The sequence below is a fragment of the Undibacterium sp. GrIS 1.8 genome (genome assembly GCF_040544445.1).
Lineage (GTDB): Bacteria > Pseudomonadota > Gammaproteobacteria > Burkholderiales > Burkholderiaceae_D > Undibacterium.
On sequence record NZ_JBEONQ010000017.1, the window covers coordinates 87,849 to 103,022 of the forward strand.

The 15,174-nt window shown below is 46.7% G+C and carries 13 protein-coding genes and 1 tRNA gene; 4 read left to right on the forward strand and 10 right to left on the reverse strand.

Annotation, left to right across the window (positions count from 1 at the left end; genetic code table 11):
• The first annotated feature begins 130 nt into the window (after positions 1-130).
• The 4 genes from ftsH to AAKU64_RS10260 all read left to right on the forward strand — a co-directional run bounded on the left by ftsH (position 131) and on the right by AAKU64_RS10260 (position 4,702).
• Entirely contained in the window at positions 131-2,017 is a 1,887-nt protein-coding gene (ftsH, locus tag AAKU64_RS10245) for an ATP-dependent zinc metalloprotease FtsH (protein WP_354335311.1), read from the forward strand.
• A gap of 66 nt (positions 2,018-2,083) precedes the next feature.
• Positions 2,084-2,926 (forward strand): dihydropteroate synthase, encoded by an 843-nt coding sequence (gene folP, locus AAKU64_RS10250; RefSeq protein ID WP_354335309.1) that lies wholly within the window; start codon positions 2,084-2,086, stop codon positions 2,924-2,926.
• A 15-nt stretch (positions 2,927-2,941) separates the two neighbouring features.
• Complete coding sequence (gene glmM, locus AAKU64_RS10255) at positions 2,942-4,285, forward strand: phosphoglucosamine mutase (protein ID WP_354362088.1); 1,344 nt, start codon at positions 2,942-2,944, stop codon at positions 4,283-4,285.
• A gap of 340 nt (positions 4,286-4,625) precedes the next feature.
• Positions 4,626-4,702 (forward strand) — tRNA-Arg (locus AAKU64_RS10260).
• Between the two features lie 326 nt (positions 4,703-5,028).
• Here AAKU64_RS10260 and AAKU64_RS10265 read toward each other — a convergent pair.
• From AAKU64_RS10265 to AAKU64_RS10310, 10 genes are all read right to left on the reverse strand, one after another.
• Complete coding sequence (locus tag AAKU64_RS10265) at positions 5,029-6,813, reverse strand: hypothetical protein (RefSeq protein WP_354362089.1); 1,785 nt, start codon at positions 6,811-6,813, stop codon at positions 5,029-5,031.
• Positions 6,814-7,936: 1,123 nt separating this feature from the next.
• Positions 7,937-8,293: a VRR-NUC domain-containing protein gene (locus AAKU64_RS10270; protein ID WP_354362090.1), complete on the reverse strand. Its 357-nt coding sequence runs from the start codon at positions 8,291-8,293 to the stop codon at positions 7,937-7,939.
• 158 nt (positions 8,294-8,451) lie between these two features.
• A complete protein-coding gene (locus AAKU64_RS10275) occupies positions 8,452-10,827 on the reverse strand; it encodes a phage/plasmid primase, P4 family (protein WP_354362091.1) in 2,376 nt (791 codons plus the stop codon).
• A 100-nt stretch (positions 10,828-10,927) separates the two neighbouring features.
• The gene (locus AAKU64_RS10280) at positions 10,928-11,263 is read right to left on the reverse strand and encodes a hypothetical protein (RefSeq protein WP_354362092.1); all 336 of its coding nucleotides are present in this window, start codon (positions 11,261-11,263) and stop codon (positions 10,928-10,930) included.
• Positions 11,263-11,454, reverse strand: a complete 192-nt coding sequence (locus tag AAKU64_RS10285; RefSeq protein ID WP_354362093.1) for a MerR family transcriptional regulator — start codon at positions 11,452-11,454, stop codon at positions 11,263-11,265. Before AAKU64_RS10285 ends, AAKU64_RS10280 begins: the two co-directional genes overlap by 1 nt.
• Positions 11,455-11,583: 129 nt before the next feature.
• Positions 11,584-12,204: a hypothetical protein gene (locus AAKU64_RS10290; protein ID WP_354362094.1), complete on the reverse strand. Its 621-nt coding sequence runs from the start codon at positions 12,202-12,204 to the stop codon at positions 11,584-11,586.
• A gap of 204 nt (positions 12,205-12,408) precedes the next feature.
• On the reverse strand, positions 12,409-12,720 hold the full coding sequence (locus tag AAKU64_RS10295) for a HigA family addiction module antitoxin (protein ID WP_354362095.1): 312 nt from the start codon (positions 12,718-12,720) through the stop codon (positions 12,409-12,411).
• Positions 12,721-12,724: 4 nt separating this feature from the next.
• Positions 12,725-13,039 (reverse strand): addiction module antidote protein, encoded by a 315-nt coding sequence (locus AAKU64_RS10300; protein ID WP_354362096.1) that lies wholly within the window; start codon positions 13,037-13,039, stop codon positions 12,725-12,727.
• Positions 13,036-13,362, reverse strand: coding sequence for a type II toxin-antitoxin system RelE/ParE family toxin (locus tag AAKU64_RS10305; RefSeq protein WP_354362097.1), 327 nt, complete (start codon positions 13,360-13,362; stop codon positions 13,036-13,038). The genes AAKU64_RS10300 and AAKU64_RS10305 overlap by 4 nt, the downstream gene beginning before the upstream one ends.
• A 46-nt stretch (positions 13,363-13,408) precedes the next feature.
• Positions 13,409-14,746: a tyrosine-type recombinase/integrase gene (locus tag AAKU64_RS10310; RefSeq protein WP_354362098.1), complete on the reverse strand. Its 1,338-nt coding sequence runs from the start codon at positions 14,744-14,746 to the stop codon at positions 13,409-13,411.
• Positions 14,747-15,174: the final 428 nt, after the last annotated feature.

Sequence of the window (15,174 nt, forward strand, 5' to 3'; positions counted from 1 at the left end):
TTTATATGTTAATTCGCTCTTGATAATTACCAAGAATGACAACATATGCGCTCTAGCAAGCTCTATCTAATACGGGTATGATGCAAAATTATTGTGTGTACAGGCGTAGTTCTACGTCCAAGGAGTTCTCGTGAATAATATGTTTTCAAAAGCGGCGATATGGGTAGTCATTGCCTTAGTGCTGTTTATGGTATTTAAACAGTTTGACAAAGGCATGTCTGCTAACACTGCCTCTATGCCGTATTCCGAGTTTCTGGATGAGGTTAGGGCTAAGCACATTAAAGATGCAACGATTGATGATGCCAATCGTACTGTTACAGCGACTACGCTGGATGGTAAAAAGGTCAAATCACAACTCACGATATTTGATCGTGGTTTAGTAGGTGATCTGGTAAATAACGGCATTAAATTTGATAACAAGCCGCCTGAAGAGCAGTCCTTCCTGTCCCAAGTCTTTATTTCATGGTTCCCAATGCTGTTGTTAATTGGCGTTTGGGTGTTTTTCATGCGTCAGATGCAAGGCGGCGGCAAAGGTGGTGCATTTTCATTCGGTAAATCTAAAGCACGTATGCTGGACGATACCAACAACAATGTTTCTTTTGCTGATGTCGCAGGGTGTGATGAAGCGAAAGAAGAAGTTGGCGAAATTGTTGATTTCTTGCGCGATCCAAGTAAATTCCAAAAGCTCGGTGGCCGCATTCCACGCGGTGTTTTAATGGTTGGTCCACCGGGTACAGGTAAAACTTTGCTGGCTCGTGCGATTGCGGGTGAGGCGAAGGTACCATTCTTCACTATTTCTGGTTCTGATTTTGTTGAAATGTTTGTTGGTGTTGGTGCTTCCCGTGTCCGTGATATGTTTGAAAATGCTAAGAAGCATGCGCCGTGTATTATTTTCATCGATGAAATTGATGCTGTCGGTCGCCACCGTGGTGCCGGTATGGGTGGTGGTAATGATGAGCGTGAGCAGACATTGAACCAAATGCTGGTTGAGATGGACGGATTTGAGGCTAATTCCGGTGTTATCGTAATTGCAGCAACTAACCGTGCTGACGTCCTTGATAAGGCTTTATTGCGTCCTGGTCGTTTTGATCGACAAGTCTCCGTTGGGTTGCCAGATATCCGTGGCCGTGAGCAAATTTTGAATGTTCACATGCGCAAAGTGCCTATCAGCACTGACGTTAAAGCCGATATCTTGGCACGTGGTACCCCTGGGATGTCAGGCGCTGATCTTGCCAATCTTGTCAACGAGGCAGCTTTATTTGCTGCGCGTCGCAATAAGCGTATCGTTGAAATGCTTGATTTTGAAGATGCTAAGGACAAAATTTTCATGGGGCCTGAGCGCAAATCTATGGTCATGCGTGAAGATGAACGCCGTAATACGGCTTATCACGAATCTGGCCATGCTGTTGTCGCTAAACTTTTACCAAAGGCAGATCCAGTTCACAAAGTAACTATCATGCCACGTGGTTTTGCATTGGGTCTGACATGGCAGTTGCCGGAGCATGATCCGATTAGCGGCTATAAAGATAAAATGCTGGAGGAAATTTCCATTTTGTTTGGCGGTCGAATTGCTGAAGAAATTTTTGTCGGTCAAATGTCCACTGGTGCATCGAACGATTTTTCACGTGCAACTAAGCTGGCTCGTGCAATGGTGACCCGCTTTGGTATGTCTGACAGCATGGGCGTGATGGTGTATGAAGATAGCCAAAGTGAAGGTTACTTTGGTGGTTCGTCAAAAACGATTTCTGAAGTGACACAGCAAAAAGTGGATGCGGAAATTCGTAATATTCTGGATACACAATATGCCCTGTCCCGTAAATTGCTCGAAGAAAATCGTGATAAAGTCGAAGCAATGACTAAAGCTTTGTTAGATTGGGAAACGATAGATGCTGATCAAATCAATGACATTATGAGCGGCATAGATCCACGCCCGCCAAAGTTAGGTCAGTCAACACGTAAGACTCCGACAGATACAACGTCTGGTGGCGTATCTCCAAACGCGGCGGCACCAGCTTAAATATCAATTAATAGTTTGACTTTAATTTAGGGTGAGAAGGGATTCTCGCCCTAATTTTTTATATTCATGAATAATTATTTCGAATGTGGTCGATATCGATTTCCGTTACAGGGGTCACAGTTTCGTCCTTTAGTAATGGGAATACTCAACATTACGCCTGACTCATTTTCAGATGGAGGGCAATTCCAGGGATTAGATGCGGCGCTCTCACATGCGGAGCAGATGATACGAGATGGTGTAGATATTATTGATATTGGCGGCGAATCCACTCGGCCAGGTGCAACGCCTTTGTCGCTCGATGAGGAGTTGAGCCGGGTTATGCCAGTGATTTATGCTTTGCGTGATTGTGGTAAACCTTTATCCGTCGATACCTACAAGACACAAGTAATGCGAGAAGCCATTCTTGCAGATGTTGATATGATCAATGATATCAACGGCTTTAGAGCACCAGGCGCTATCGACGTTGTTGCCAAGGCTGATGTTGGCTTATGTGTGATGCACATGCAAAATACGCCGTCAGATATGCAACTGCAACCTGAGTATGACGATGTAAATACTCAGGTAACTGATTTCTTAGATACGATGGTGGCCGATTTATTAAATGCTGGAATTGCGCCTCAACGTATTTGCCTTGATCCCGGATTTGGCTTTGGAAAAACCTTGCAGCATAATGTGGCAATGCTGAAAAATATAGATCAGTTTCAAGCCAGATTTGGTATGCCTATACTTGCTGGTTTATCGCGTAAATCGATGCTGGGAGCAATCACAGGGAAAAGCGTAGAGCAGCGTCTTGCCTCAAGTATTGCTGCCTCAATCGCAGCCGTCGCCAATGGCGCGAAAGTTTTACGAGTGCATGACGTAGCCGAGACCGTCGATGCGTTAGCCGTGTGGCGCGCGTTATCAAATTAAAGAAAGAAAATAAAAATGACGAGAAAATATTTTGGTACCGACGGTATCCGCGGCAAAGTTGGCGTCGCACCAATTACCCCTGATTTTGTAATGCGCTTAGGTTATGCTGCCGGCAAAGTGTTAGCGCAACGTGGACATAAAGGAGAGGGTAAGCCTGCTGTCTTGATCGGTAAAGATACTCGGGTGTCTGGCTATATGCTAGAGGCTTCTTTAGAGGCAGGATTTGCTGCAGCTGGAGTTGATGTGATGCTCTCAGGGCCGATGCCTACTCCTGCTGTAGCTTACTTGACCAGAGCCTTACGCTTGTCGGCTGGTGTCGTGATTTCTGCCTCACATAATCCTTATTATGACAACGGGATTAAGTTTTTTTCTTCGCAGGGCAATAAATTACCTGATGAAGTCGAGCTCGCAATTGAGGCCGAGCTAGAAAATGGGATGGACTGTGTTAGTTCAGATTTACTCGGCAAGGCGCATCGTCTGCGTGACGCAAATGGTCGCTATATTGAATTTTGTAAAAGTACTTACCCCAACGAATTGGATTTGCGAGGACTTAAGATCGTAGTTGATTGTGCACATGGCGCTGCCTATGATATTGCCCCGCATGTATTTCATGAATTAGGTGCTGAAGTTATCTCTATCGGTAATCAACCGAACGGTTTTAATATTAATGACCAGGTCGGTGCTACCGCGCCAGATGCGTTGGCTATTGCCGTCAGAGCGAATCATGCAGATATAGGTATCGCTTTGGATGGTGATGCTGATCGCCTCGTTATGGTGGATAGAAACGGTAAAATTTATAATGGCGACCAGCTGCTTTATTTGATGGTGATGGATCGTCTTGCAATTGGTTCAGTTCAGGGTGTGGTTGGTACTTTGATGACCAATATGGCGGTAGAGTTGGCATTGCAGGATTTGGGCGTTGGTTTTGTCCGGGCTAAAGTGGGCGACAGATACGTGCTGGAACAAATGCAAGAGCGTGGCTGGATGCTAGGTGGTGAAGGTTCCGGACATTTACTCTGCCTGGATAAGCACACTACGGGCGATGGTATTGTCTCTGCGTTGCAAGTTTTATCTGCACTGCGTCGCAATGGCAAGACCCTAGATCAAGGTTTTGAACATTTGATCTTATTCCCACAAGTTTTACTCAATGTTAAAGTGCCTGCCGGATTTAACTGGCAGAAAAATGAAGCGGCTGTTTTAGAAAAACAGCGCGTAGAAGCAGAGTTAGGTAATAAAGGGCGAGTATTGATTCGTGCCTCGGGTACTGAGCCATTAGTGCGAGTTATGGTAGAAGCAGTTGATTTAGAAATGGCCAATAAATTTGCTCGTAGACTAGTTGACTGTATAACACCTGCCTGATTTATTAGGACTTACGTAAAACCGCCCTAGCTGCGTTGCAGCTCCTAGCAGTAAAGATGTACTATCTTTGTCGCTACGCCTTACTGGGACAATTTTGCATAAGTCCTATTTATATTTGAATTTGTGTTAGTCGCATTATTGAATATGGAGGCGATACCATGTACTATTCAGCCTTCAGTTTTTTTATATTGTTTGGCTAGTGCAGCGAATAATATACGTGCTAAATAATACAATAGCACTTCAGAATTTGATTGAATTGAATCCTAGTATTCTGTACCAGAACACTAGATTGTTATGACGAGCATCATCATTTCATAATAAGTTCACATATTTCTCCCGCGCGTCGGTAGCTCAGCTGGATAGAGCAATGCCCTTCTAAGGCATGGGTCGGGGGTTCGAGCCCCTCCCGACGCACCAAATAACGCGAATATAATCAATGAGTTGCAAGTTTGTGCTTGTGACTCATGTTTTATTTGTGTCATCCTTTATGTTCCATGTACCCACTGTGTACCCCGATTTGCGGAATACTCCTAAAAATGGGCTAATTTTTAATTGATTCTAGATAACCGCAAATTGGGTATCTATCTTTGGAAATTCCGAAGATGCGGCAAACCCTCGTCTGATTTCAGACTAGGGTGCCATTGCCAGTGCTACCTTTATCTATTGCTTGTCATTGGAAACGGTTTCCAGTTGTGGCGTTACAGAATGTGACAGCGCGTTACGCTTCTAAATTTTCTATTCGCTTACCTGAACACATCGTCCACTCTATTAGTGTCGCGGTTTTCCGTAATGCAAGCGCAACGCTCACGTATTGATTTCAACTTTGCGGAGCCAATTCCTTTAATAGCCAATAGCGTCTCATCGGATGCGGCAGCAATGCTGTTCGGCGTGTCCAGGCCATCGGCCAGATAGATAAATTTAGGAAAGAAATATTGGACAATTTTTTCTGTTCCACCATGTTTATCGAGATACTCATGCCAGTCGCAAGTAGACAGCATGTTACGTAGCTTGTCGATGCGCTTTTCGATAGCATCGTTTATTTCAACTATTCCCCGAATGGCAATAAGAAACGGCAAATATTCGCAAGGCAAAATCGGCCCAATGGATGAAGCATGTTTTCCCTGTGGAAATTCTGGCATGTCAATTCCCATTTCTTTGAAGGTTTTTGGTTTTGGAAGCCAGATACCCTCCCACGGTTCACGAGCAATTTGCGGTTGACGGCCATCGATTTTCAGATACAGCTCGTCATGCCGAAGCAAAACACGAAGCGGAGTGCGCAACTGTAATGTGGCACTAAAACTTAATCCCAAGTAGTCCTCATTCATCCAACTTGGTATCGGTGTGTTTTGCAACTCTCCCATCGTGAAGCGGACACGCTCCAAAGCCGAATTCAATGGCTTCGGCGTATTTTCGCCTTGTAGAATCAGCCTCACTGGGTTTGTTGCATTCTCATTACCTTCTTTTTTAAGAAATACTCTCATTTGGTTAGCAATTCTTGGCTGTGAGAATTGGTCAAGGTATCGAAGATTAAGGCGGTTTAGCTCGTCCCATCCTTCGTCGTTCCTCCCATCAAGCTGAAGGTACATCGGAAGGCGTAATCTATCTTCTATCATGAGATTTTCAGCACCTTCTGCGGAGTATGCTTTACGCAACTTTTCGCAAGCCTCAATATATTTTTTTTCTCTTTTTAATGCGGTCGCTACTTTCAAGAGATTGCGCGCAGCACTGGAAAATTCAGTATTTACTTCAATATGTGGCATTCCTGCAATCTCTGTCGGTGCGCACGTTCTAATTGCTTCTTCAATCCTCGTGATTTCAGCTTCAGCCACATCAAAGCCATCAACCTTAAGAGAAAATTGACTGGCTTGCTTTTGCGCTTCCTTCAAGCAATCCCGTGCTACGCCAATCCGGGAAATTTGTGTTTCTCGGTTCTTGCTTTTCCGTGCTATCGCGATTGATTCATTTACGACCCGGAAACAGCTTTGAATACACATAAGTATGGCATGTTTATTGTCTGCGCTGAAATGCGGTTGGTCTTGTCCGCTTCTTTCGGGACTTTCAATCTCTTTCCTCTGCAATTCGAAAGATGTTGGTTGAGCCTTATCTGGCACGTCTTTGATGCTGGGGTCAGCTAATTCGTTGTGGGGTAGCGAGCGGGTTTCGTTCTCTACTGCAATAATGCTCGCCTCAAAGCTATGCAAGTCAATCGGCTTAATGGCTGAAAATTTCGCTACGATTTGTTTGAGATATGCAAGTTCGCGTCGGACGATACTAAACTTGTGTTCGCGTGTGCCTCTATCTATGGAGTTATTTGCGATTCCAAGAGATTCGTTCATAATTCGGACCGCGCTCTGTGCACGAATTTTAGCCTCTAAAACATCGTCCTCAGAAAAATCCTCGCTATGTTTGGCATCCGTAATCTGTTGGATTTTCTCTGGCTGTGGCATTAACGTTGGCAAGGACGGTTGCGTCAAGTTCTCAGTCCTTGCACCGAAAATCATTCCTTTGAACTTGTTGATGATGCCCATGGTATTTCCTCCGATACTTCATCATTACTGAAATCACTCGCCAGCACAACAGTTCAATTGGTGGATTCAATAACTTTCTGTACGCAGACTCACGCTGGTGCGTTTAAACAAACGACACAATTCTTTCACAGGACTGTTACGTCATTAAATCTGATGGCGCAAAATTGCGCTCAGTGAACCCAAGCATTCCCCATCATTTAAGACCGTCACTTTGGCGGTGCAAAATTGAGCCGTGAAAACCTCAGTTTGGTACATGCTCACTCGCCCTAATTTTGGGGGCAGTGCAATCTCAGGTTTTCTTAGGTCGCCTCGAGCGCGGGCGAGTGCATGGCACGGAAACATATCGTGCAACGTTGCACCATTACACACCGGCGCGCGGGCGCGTACGTCTCCGCAACTTTACGGAGATTGAATATAGGGTGCCTAGTCGCGCGCGCGGGCCTGTACTGCTCAGTGAACCTTAGCAAACCTTAGCATTTACCAGACCGTCAGTTTGGGACAGGCTATCCAATTTCCCGACACTCCCGAATATTAATTCGCCCTAGTTCAAGTCAAGTCGCTCTAGGTCAAGTCGAAGCCCCCGTTTCGGGTGTCTCGGTCGTCGCCCAAAAATTCGGGTGATGCTATTGTGCCTTACCCTTGACGTAACCTTGGCGTACATACTCCCCAGCGCCACATCTGGCAACGTTGCCAGGTGCGGACTTATAATTGCGGTAATTCGGGTTTATTTCCGAACAATAAACAGCCTTCCTTCTATGAAAACGTGTTCGGAAAATTCCGGCTATTCTGCGAACCAATGCGGTGTTATTTTTCCGCTGAACCTTAAGAAAACACAAGATTCTTGATTCCATAAAATTGTGGAGGCGGTGGACGCGGTCTCCGTAAAATTGCGGATGTCGCCGCGTGAGTATCGCGTTTCAAACGCGGTACTACCGTGTGACCGCGTTGCACCGCCTCAATTTTGAGGTGGTTCATTGAAGGTCAAGATTTCAAATCCTACCCTTATGGATTTTAAAGTGGATAGGGTAAGTTACATTTCAAATGCTGCTTGCGTTCACCTTTGAATTATCAGTTTCTCACCAATAAAAAACCAGCTTGTCAGGCTGGCCAATCTCTTTAATCATCACTTGGTTAATTCCCTCAATACGTCCCTGCAATCCCTCGCCATGAAAGCCACGCCACCAGCGCACCGGATACGCTCCAAGAAAATAGATTGCTCCGGTCTTAGTTTTCCCTTCTCTGCCTTTACTTCCACGCCAAGCAATCGACCATCTTTTAACTGGCCTATCACATCAGGGCAGCCAACCCAGCCAAAGCGAATAAACCGAGTGCCCACCCTCACGGCTCCGCTATTCATTCTTTCGCACCATGCAACCATTGAATGACCGCGCAATGTCATTAAAACTTCCACCAATGCGGCGGCTTCAGGCTTGGTATTGGTACGCTTTACATTCAATTCATCGCCAAACAAGTCCGTCATAAAGCCACACCTAAAAATCTGAACGGGTGCGGGGGGTGCGGATAAATGCCTGTTTTCGTAAACTCTTCTAATAACTCTCTATGTAAAAGTTTTTGAAATAGGGGGTAGAAGCGCACCCCCCCGCACCCGCACTAATTGATTGACGTTGATTAGTGCCATTAATAGCCACCTTTCCGGTTTGCGTAACTTTTTACATCATCTTCATGGCGTAAATCAGTCAGGCTTAAACCGCACCAAATACGCTTACCATGTGACTGTCTAACACTGTAGCCACGCTCCCCCAATCGTCGCCCAAGTGATACCGCACTGGCTGGCCTTAGGCCGTTATCAATGCTCCACAATTTATAGTTGGCGTATAGGTCTGTTGTGGATGTTTCGCCAAATTTATCCACTGTCGTACATTCACTTAACCAAGTGCCCGTCAAGTCTTGGTCGACTTGGTAAGCATCAGTAGCTTGTCGAATCGTTGCAGGCGTTACGCTTAATCCGACACGTTGCCAATCAATGCAGCCTTGCACCATCCACGCCAAAATATGCGGCGTTTCGGCTCTTAGCTTGGTGAGTAATAGCGGGTCTCGTTCATCAGGCGCAAACGTTCGGTTGAATGGTACTAGCCTTACCCGTCGCCAGATACCGTTATCATTGCCGCGCACAATGGGCTTATGATTGCCCGCCATGACCAGCTTGAAGTTAGGCGTGAATTGAACAGGCGCGGCATACAACTGTCGAACGGCCATACTATCGCCAGATACCAGGCTCTTCACCAGTGATTCTGCCAGCGCGGTATTATCTTCAGTCTCCGAACAGATAACTAATCTTGCACCAATTAGAGCGGCTAGGTCAGGCGTTGCACCACCAGCAGCCCGTTTGCTTTCGCTCAGTGTTTCGGATGCAATGGCGCGGCTGTAATCGCCTATGATGTGTTTCAATACTTCGATAAAAACACTCTTGCCGTTTGCGCCATGACCAAAGCAAAACAAGAATATTTGCTCTTGTGTTGAACCCGTTAAAAGGTATCCGCAAAACCGCTGCATCCAGTCAATTAATCCTTGGTCGCCATTAAATACTTGGTCTAAGAATTGAAGCCATCTAGCGGCCTTTGTAGCGTCTCCGATTGTTTGCGCGCCTAGGCTCTTTGTGATGTAGTCCAAAGGAATGGCAGCCCGTATAGAGCCATTGCGAAGGTTAATTATTTGCGTCGAGTTATTGAAGCCAATGATGAAATGGTCAGCGTCAACATTGGCCAGTGGCAGGCGTATATCTGCGAAGTCAGACAGCATCGAGACGGATGCAATTATTGTGCGTTGTTCCTGGCTCTTCCTTGACCACTTAGCGAAGTGTTCGGCATCGCTCGCAAACCCGACACCTTCACTATATATTTGATTTGGCAGCTTGGCAGCGATAGAGCGCACCCCGTCGCCACCATTCCACGCCCATGATGAACCATTCCAGATAATCCATGATTGCGCGTCGTGTACGTATTTAAGGCGGTCACCAGCCACATCATATAAGCGTTGCGCGTTGCCCAATTCGGTCAGTGGGCGTGTGTTGGCTGTACCGTCGCGGGCATCACAACTATATAAAAGTGGTTGCATGAATGGCGCAATCTCACGCGAAGTTAAATCTAATTCCGCTAACAGTTGCAGGCGTACCGCTTCCAGTCCTTCCGCTTGGTGTAAGTCGTTAAAATCACCCGACTCGCTACCATCAGAAAATACAGGCATCACCACCACGGCAGGCGAACCAGCAGCGGCGGCGGATTGGGCATACTCTAAACCTTTGCCGTGTTCGTCTAAGTCACCAGCCACCCGCAATAATGAATCTGGATAGTGAAGCCTTAAGTCAGCAGCCACCATCGCCAAATTAGAACCTGAATATCCAATGACCACAGTTTCATTAGTCGCTTCGTGAATACTGCAACCCGTCGCCCAACCTTCAACCAACACAAGCGGCGAACCGTTTGCTGGCTCGCCAATAAATAAGCGGCCACCTTTCATTTTTCCCTGATACAGAAACTTCTTGCTGGTATCTGGTCGGATAGTTTGCAAGCACTGTAATGTGCCATCACTAGCGAATACAGGCAGCACGATAGAGCCATCATTATTTTGGCGCGCGTGATATGGGGTAATTTGCTTTAGTGTGATGTAAGTGTGTTGTGGGTCTATATCAACGGTCTTGCTATAGATGAGCAAAGCATTACCGGCAGCTTGGGCATATTGCGCGGCTCTTTCAATATCGGCTTGCTTGCGTTGCTCGTCGGCTTTCGCTTTGGCTTCTTTGCGTTCTGTCAGGCTCGGCGCTGGTGCGTTCGCGTCTCTCAGTTGCCAAATATGAGATGTGCCTTCACGATTGCACCCAAAGGCGGCACCCGCGCCATCAGGATACAGTTTGCACCATCCAGCGGTATCGGTGGGTTTGCCATTGGCCGAAAAACGAACCAGCTTACCCGCAACCATCCCCCTTTCGGGGTAGGTCATGCCAACACTGGTAAAGGCATCGAGTAGGGAGGCGCAGAAAATAACGTTATCTTTCATTATGCAAACCTCCACGCGGTTACTGATAACACCAGCGCCATGATTGCAATCTCTGGTGATACTGTCGAAGTAATGCGGATTAGCAGTAACTTGGAGCGCGTCATTTAGCACCCTCAAAGGTTTTTTGAATCGTCTCAGGTGAGAGGAAATAACGGCTTATATATCGCGCTGGTGCTTCGGGTGTTGGAGCGGGTATATCCCAAGAATCAACAGGCCAGCCTAAGCCCTTAAGCGTGAATACAACGGCAGATAATCGCCAACTTCCCGTTTGTTCCTCAAACTCTGGGTGGGTGAATGTGCGGCTGGTCAATAGCATTGATAAACATTTTGCGGGTAGGGTATTTGGTGTCGGCCAAAGTGGGTTAAACTCAGGCTCAGGCAAGAATGATGTTTGCTTAAACCCAGATGATGCTTGGTGGCTGTCTGGGTTTTTCATTATGCGGCGCTCCCGTTTAGCAGGGCGGCGATTTCATCCAGTGGCCAAGCAAGACGGCCATTAATGCGGATTGGACGAATCGGGCCATTTTCTAAACATGCCCATTTTCTGAGGGTTTGCGGTGCTCGGTTTAATGCTTTTGCGGCCTGTGCTGTATTGACAGCTTGGCGCAGTGCTTGAAGTGTTTGCATTTCTATTCCTTATCGTTGAGTAACGATTGAGGAATCTACGCATGGCAACCAATGCTATCGGTTGCGGCAACCATTGAAGCTATATTCTATGCGGGTTTGCGGCGGGTTTGCGCAACCAGGTAACGCAACCTATTTTTTGCCGGACTTCACGAACGAAGTAAATGCGTTGGCTTTTGGCGGGGCGGCTTCCTTCAATTTTTTTGAAATAAATTGACGAGTTACATTGTATTTTTGAGCCAATTTACTATGTGTCATATCCGGTTCTTTGCTCTCCCTTATAAGTTTCTCTACTTCGAGTTCTCCCCAAGTGTACTTAGTCCGTGCTTTATCAACGATAGGTGGCGAGGTCGTACATTCCATGGGCTGAAACGCTTCGACTAATTGAGTATCGCCAATAGTGATGGCATAGGACAATGCTTGTTGTCTGTAATGCTCACGTCTTCCATAAATTTCTCTCTCTTGATTTTCATCCATGCCAACATCAAGGCGCGGCTCGTCATAATCTTGGGCTGGATAGGCAATTTCAAATATTGCGCGGCTTTGAATTAAATAGGTCGCTTGAACATTTAAAGCATTTGCTGCGTCATGCTCACGGGGTGTCAGTCCAAATTGGATTGGCCGTTCAAGCATGGGCTGGGTTAATTCTCTATCTGCAATTGGAGCATGTTCTCTTAGCCAATAATGCGCAGGTGGTATAAGTCGCTTTAAGTCTTCAAGTGCAAAATTGCGTAAGCGTTGGTCTGAGTTCATGCGCCACCCCTTCAGGTGTCAGCCTTCAAAATAGGGGCATCAAGCAGGCAGTGAAGGTCGCCGCTTTTCGTTCCGTCGAACTAGCTTGATGCTTAAAACTAATTTAGTGTTTGCGGAGTTCTTCCTGAATAGTTTTTTTAATCGCGGACTCGATACTTTTCGCTTGTAATGCTTGCTTCAGAGTACGTCATTGTGTTCATGGTGTTACACGGCGATTAAAGTAGAAATTACTGCTCGACTTACTTTAGGTGTTCCGGCTTTGCGCGCTTTCCATAAATCATAAGCGGCTTGTTCTGCTATCCATAAGTCTGCGCGCCCGCCATTTTCCACGCCTAGCCAGCCTTCCAAACGCAATGCCATTTCAGGTGAGATGGCAGCACGGCCATTCAGCACGCGAGATAGTGCCGCGCGCGTTACTCCTAGCTGTTCAGCGGCCTGTGTGATGGTCAAGTTGAGCGCAGGTAATATATCTTCCCGCAGGGTTTCGCCTGGGTGTGATGGGTTAGGCAAATGCATAGATTTATGCTGCAACTGCCCGATGTACACCTAGCTTTAGGCCGGCCGCATCCAATACCGCAAGTAGTGTTTTTATTGTTGGGTTACCAGTCGGTGATAGGGCGCGATAAAGACTTTCACGCGGAATGCCTGCTCGTTCGGCAACGGCAGCCATGCCTTGCGCCTCCGCTACGTGCCGTAAGGCCGCTAGCAGTGCTTCACGGCCACCATCTTGGTCAGCTTCTTCCATTGCAGCGGCAAGGTATTCATCCGCAAAAGACGGGTCTTCGCGTAGCAGTTCAACTACTGCATCATCATGTGGTCTGGATGTCTTGTTCATGGTGCATTTCTCCTATTCCAATCTTTCAGGTACGTTATAGCAGTATCAATATCGGCCTGTTGTTTACGCTTGTCGCCACCGATGAGCAGTAACACCAGCTTTCCACCAGTTCTCGTGTAATACACACGATAACCAGCGCCGTGGTCGATTCGCAATTCCCAAACGCTATCTCCAACGGGTTTGCAATCGCCAAAATTACCGGCTGCCATTCGCTGCAATCTTACTAAGACACGCGCGCGGGCTTGACGGTCAGCAAGGCTTGCAAGCCACTCTTTGAAAGGGTCTTGCCCTTCTTCGGTTAGATAATCTGTTATTTGATACATGGCATATTGTGGATTATACGTTACAAGTTAAAAAATTCAAGGTACGTTACTTTATTGCTCGCAAACCCACCTGTACTGGCACAAAATCAATTTGCGCTTGTTCCAATATCCATGATTCAATTTTGACATGCCACATGCGTAACAGGTCAATCGGGCGGCGGCGGTAATGTTTCTCGGCCAATGCGCTTGGCTTATGTCCTTGAATTTGCGCCACTACGCCAGTCGGTACTTCCACCCATTCTGACAGTGTTCCAAATGAACGGCGTAAGCCATGCAACGAAACATGCGGTAAGCCTGCCATCTGTAACGCCTTTGTGTGGGCAATGCGCGGCTCGGTAATGTATCCACTGGCGGCGGTCGGGCTGCTAAATACCCATTCACTGCGGCGGGGTAGGGTGGACAGAATGTGTGATACATATGGCGTTAATGGAATGGTGCGCAATCCTTCCACCTTGTCGCGTATGGTCATGCTGTTCCATTTAAAGTCGATGTCGTCCCATTTTACAATCGCCAGTTCGCCACGGCGTGCGCCAGTAAGTAAGAGTGATTGTAAGTAAGCACAAATTACAGGGTTTGCAATTTTGCGAACGGCGGAAAACCAATCGGGCAATTGCTCACGCTGCAAACAGTCGCCTTCTTTCGTCTTGCTGGATGGGATGATGTCTTTTACTTCGCTGGTTGTGCAGCAGTCGGCATGGGCAATGTTTTTGTATTCTGAATGTTTTGCGCACCACTTAATAAATGTCCGAAATTTACGGAATGCGTTATGTGTAAACGTCGGGCGCGTGGTGCATTCATTCGCTAGCCAATCAAGAACGACGGGCGCGGTTATTTCGTGCAAGGGTTTGCTTAATAGGTAGGACAGCGGTGCGGGCTTGGTCGTGTTTTTACCAACTTTGCAGGGCTCTCCGCCTGCATTGGCGACGGTGTTATGGTCGATGCGGTATTGCGCTCCCCATTTTGGGTGAGGTATGGCGAGGTAAGTATCCCAAACATCACGGGCAATTAAGTTACGCCTATCGTGTTCGATTGCTTCTTGCTTCGATTTGGACGTTCTTGCCGATTCCTTGGCATCACGCGCCATTTGCGCGGCTTCCAGTCCATCTGCTTTTACTTGGCGTGGGTCTTGGCCATTGTCGATAATAACTTTCAGGCGGCGCGCTTCAGCTCGTGCTGTGTCAATTGTCCATGTGCTTGGTGAGCCGATAGTGATACGGATGACCTCGCCGTTTAACTTGGCTTGAAAAATATAGGCTTTACTTGCCTTGGACGTGACCCGCAAACCCAAACCGTGGGCTGTAGTGTCCCAAAGGAAAGACTGATTTTGTCCACTTTCACATGAAAAGTCGGAAATACGACCAGCCGTAAAATTAATCTTTGCCATTGTGATGTACTCCGTATCTGTACCATGTACCCGCCATGTACCCCGATTTAGAGTATATCAATCAATTCTAATCAATACAATAAAGTAACGATTAATTAGTAAGTCATTGATTTTTAATGATTTGTCTTATTTTAGCTATGTTAATCAACGGCAATAAATGGCGTTTTGTTTAGCCTTCTAAGGCATGGGTCGGGGGTTCGAGCCCCTCCCGACGCACTTCTTTTCTACATACCCCGATTTTCTAAAGTCATCAGCCTCAAGAAAAATTTGAGGCTGATCAGTGATCAGAAACAGCGGTTAATCATCTGCATGTTGGCGCGGCCCCAAAAATTTTACACATGTGGCAATATTTTTGGCGGCCCACAAAAGGACCCCAAAACAAAAAAAAAAACCCCACGTGGTTTTGTATAACAAAAAAAAAAAAAAAA

What these genes read in the sequence shown, in the direction of transcription:
- folP (WP_354335309.1), top strand. Translation starts at nt 2,084, where the DNA reads ATGAATAATTATTTCGAATGTGGTCGATATCGATTTCCGTTACAGGGG.
- glmM (WP_354362088.1), top strand. Translation starts at nt 2,942, where the DNA reads ATGACGAGAAAATATTTTGGTACCGACGGTATCCGCGGCAAAGTTGGC.
- AAKU64_RS10265 (WP_354362089.1), bottom strand. Translation starts at nt 6,813, where the DNA reads ATGGGCATCATCAACAAGTTCAAAGGAATGATTTTCGGTGCAAGGACT.
- AAKU64_RS10270 (WP_354362090.1), bottom strand. Translation starts at nt 8,293, where the DNA reads ATGACGGACTTGTTTGGCGATGAATTGAATGTAAAGCGTACCAATACC.
- AAKU64_RS10275 (WP_354362091.1), bottom strand. Translation starts at nt 10,827, where the DNA reads ATGAAAGATAACGTTATTTTCTGCGCCTCCCTACTCGATGCCTTTACC.
- AAKU64_RS10280 (WP_354362092.1), bottom strand. Translation starts at nt 11,263, where the DNA reads ATGAAAAACCCAGACAGCCACCAAGCATCATCTGGGTTTAAGCAAACA.
- AAKU64_RS10285 (WP_354362093.1), bottom strand. Translation starts at nt 11,454, where the DNA reads ATGCAAACACTTCAAGCACTGCGCCAAGCTGTCAATACAGCACAGGCC.
- AAKU64_RS10290 (WP_354362094.1), bottom strand. Translation starts at nt 12,204, where the DNA reads ATGAACTCAGACCAACGCTTACGCAATTTTGCACTTGAAGACTTAAAG.
- AAKU64_RS10295 (WP_354362095.1), bottom strand. Translation starts at nt 12,720, where the DNA reads ATGCATTTGCCTAACCCATCACACCCAGGCGAAACCCTGCGGGAAGAT.
- AAKU64_RS10300 (WP_354362096.1), bottom strand. Translation starts at nt 13,039, where the DNA reads ATGAACAAGACATCCAGACCACATGATGATGCAGTAGTTGAACTGCTA.
- AAKU64_RS10305 (WP_354362097.1), bottom strand. Translation starts at nt 13,362, where the DNA reads ATGTATCAAATAACAGATTATCTAACCGAAGAAGGGCAAGACCCTTTC.
- AAKU64_RS10310 (WP_354362098.1), bottom strand. Translation starts at nt 14,746, where the DNA reads ATGGCAAAGATTAATTTTACGGCTGGTCGTATTTCCGACTTTTCATGT.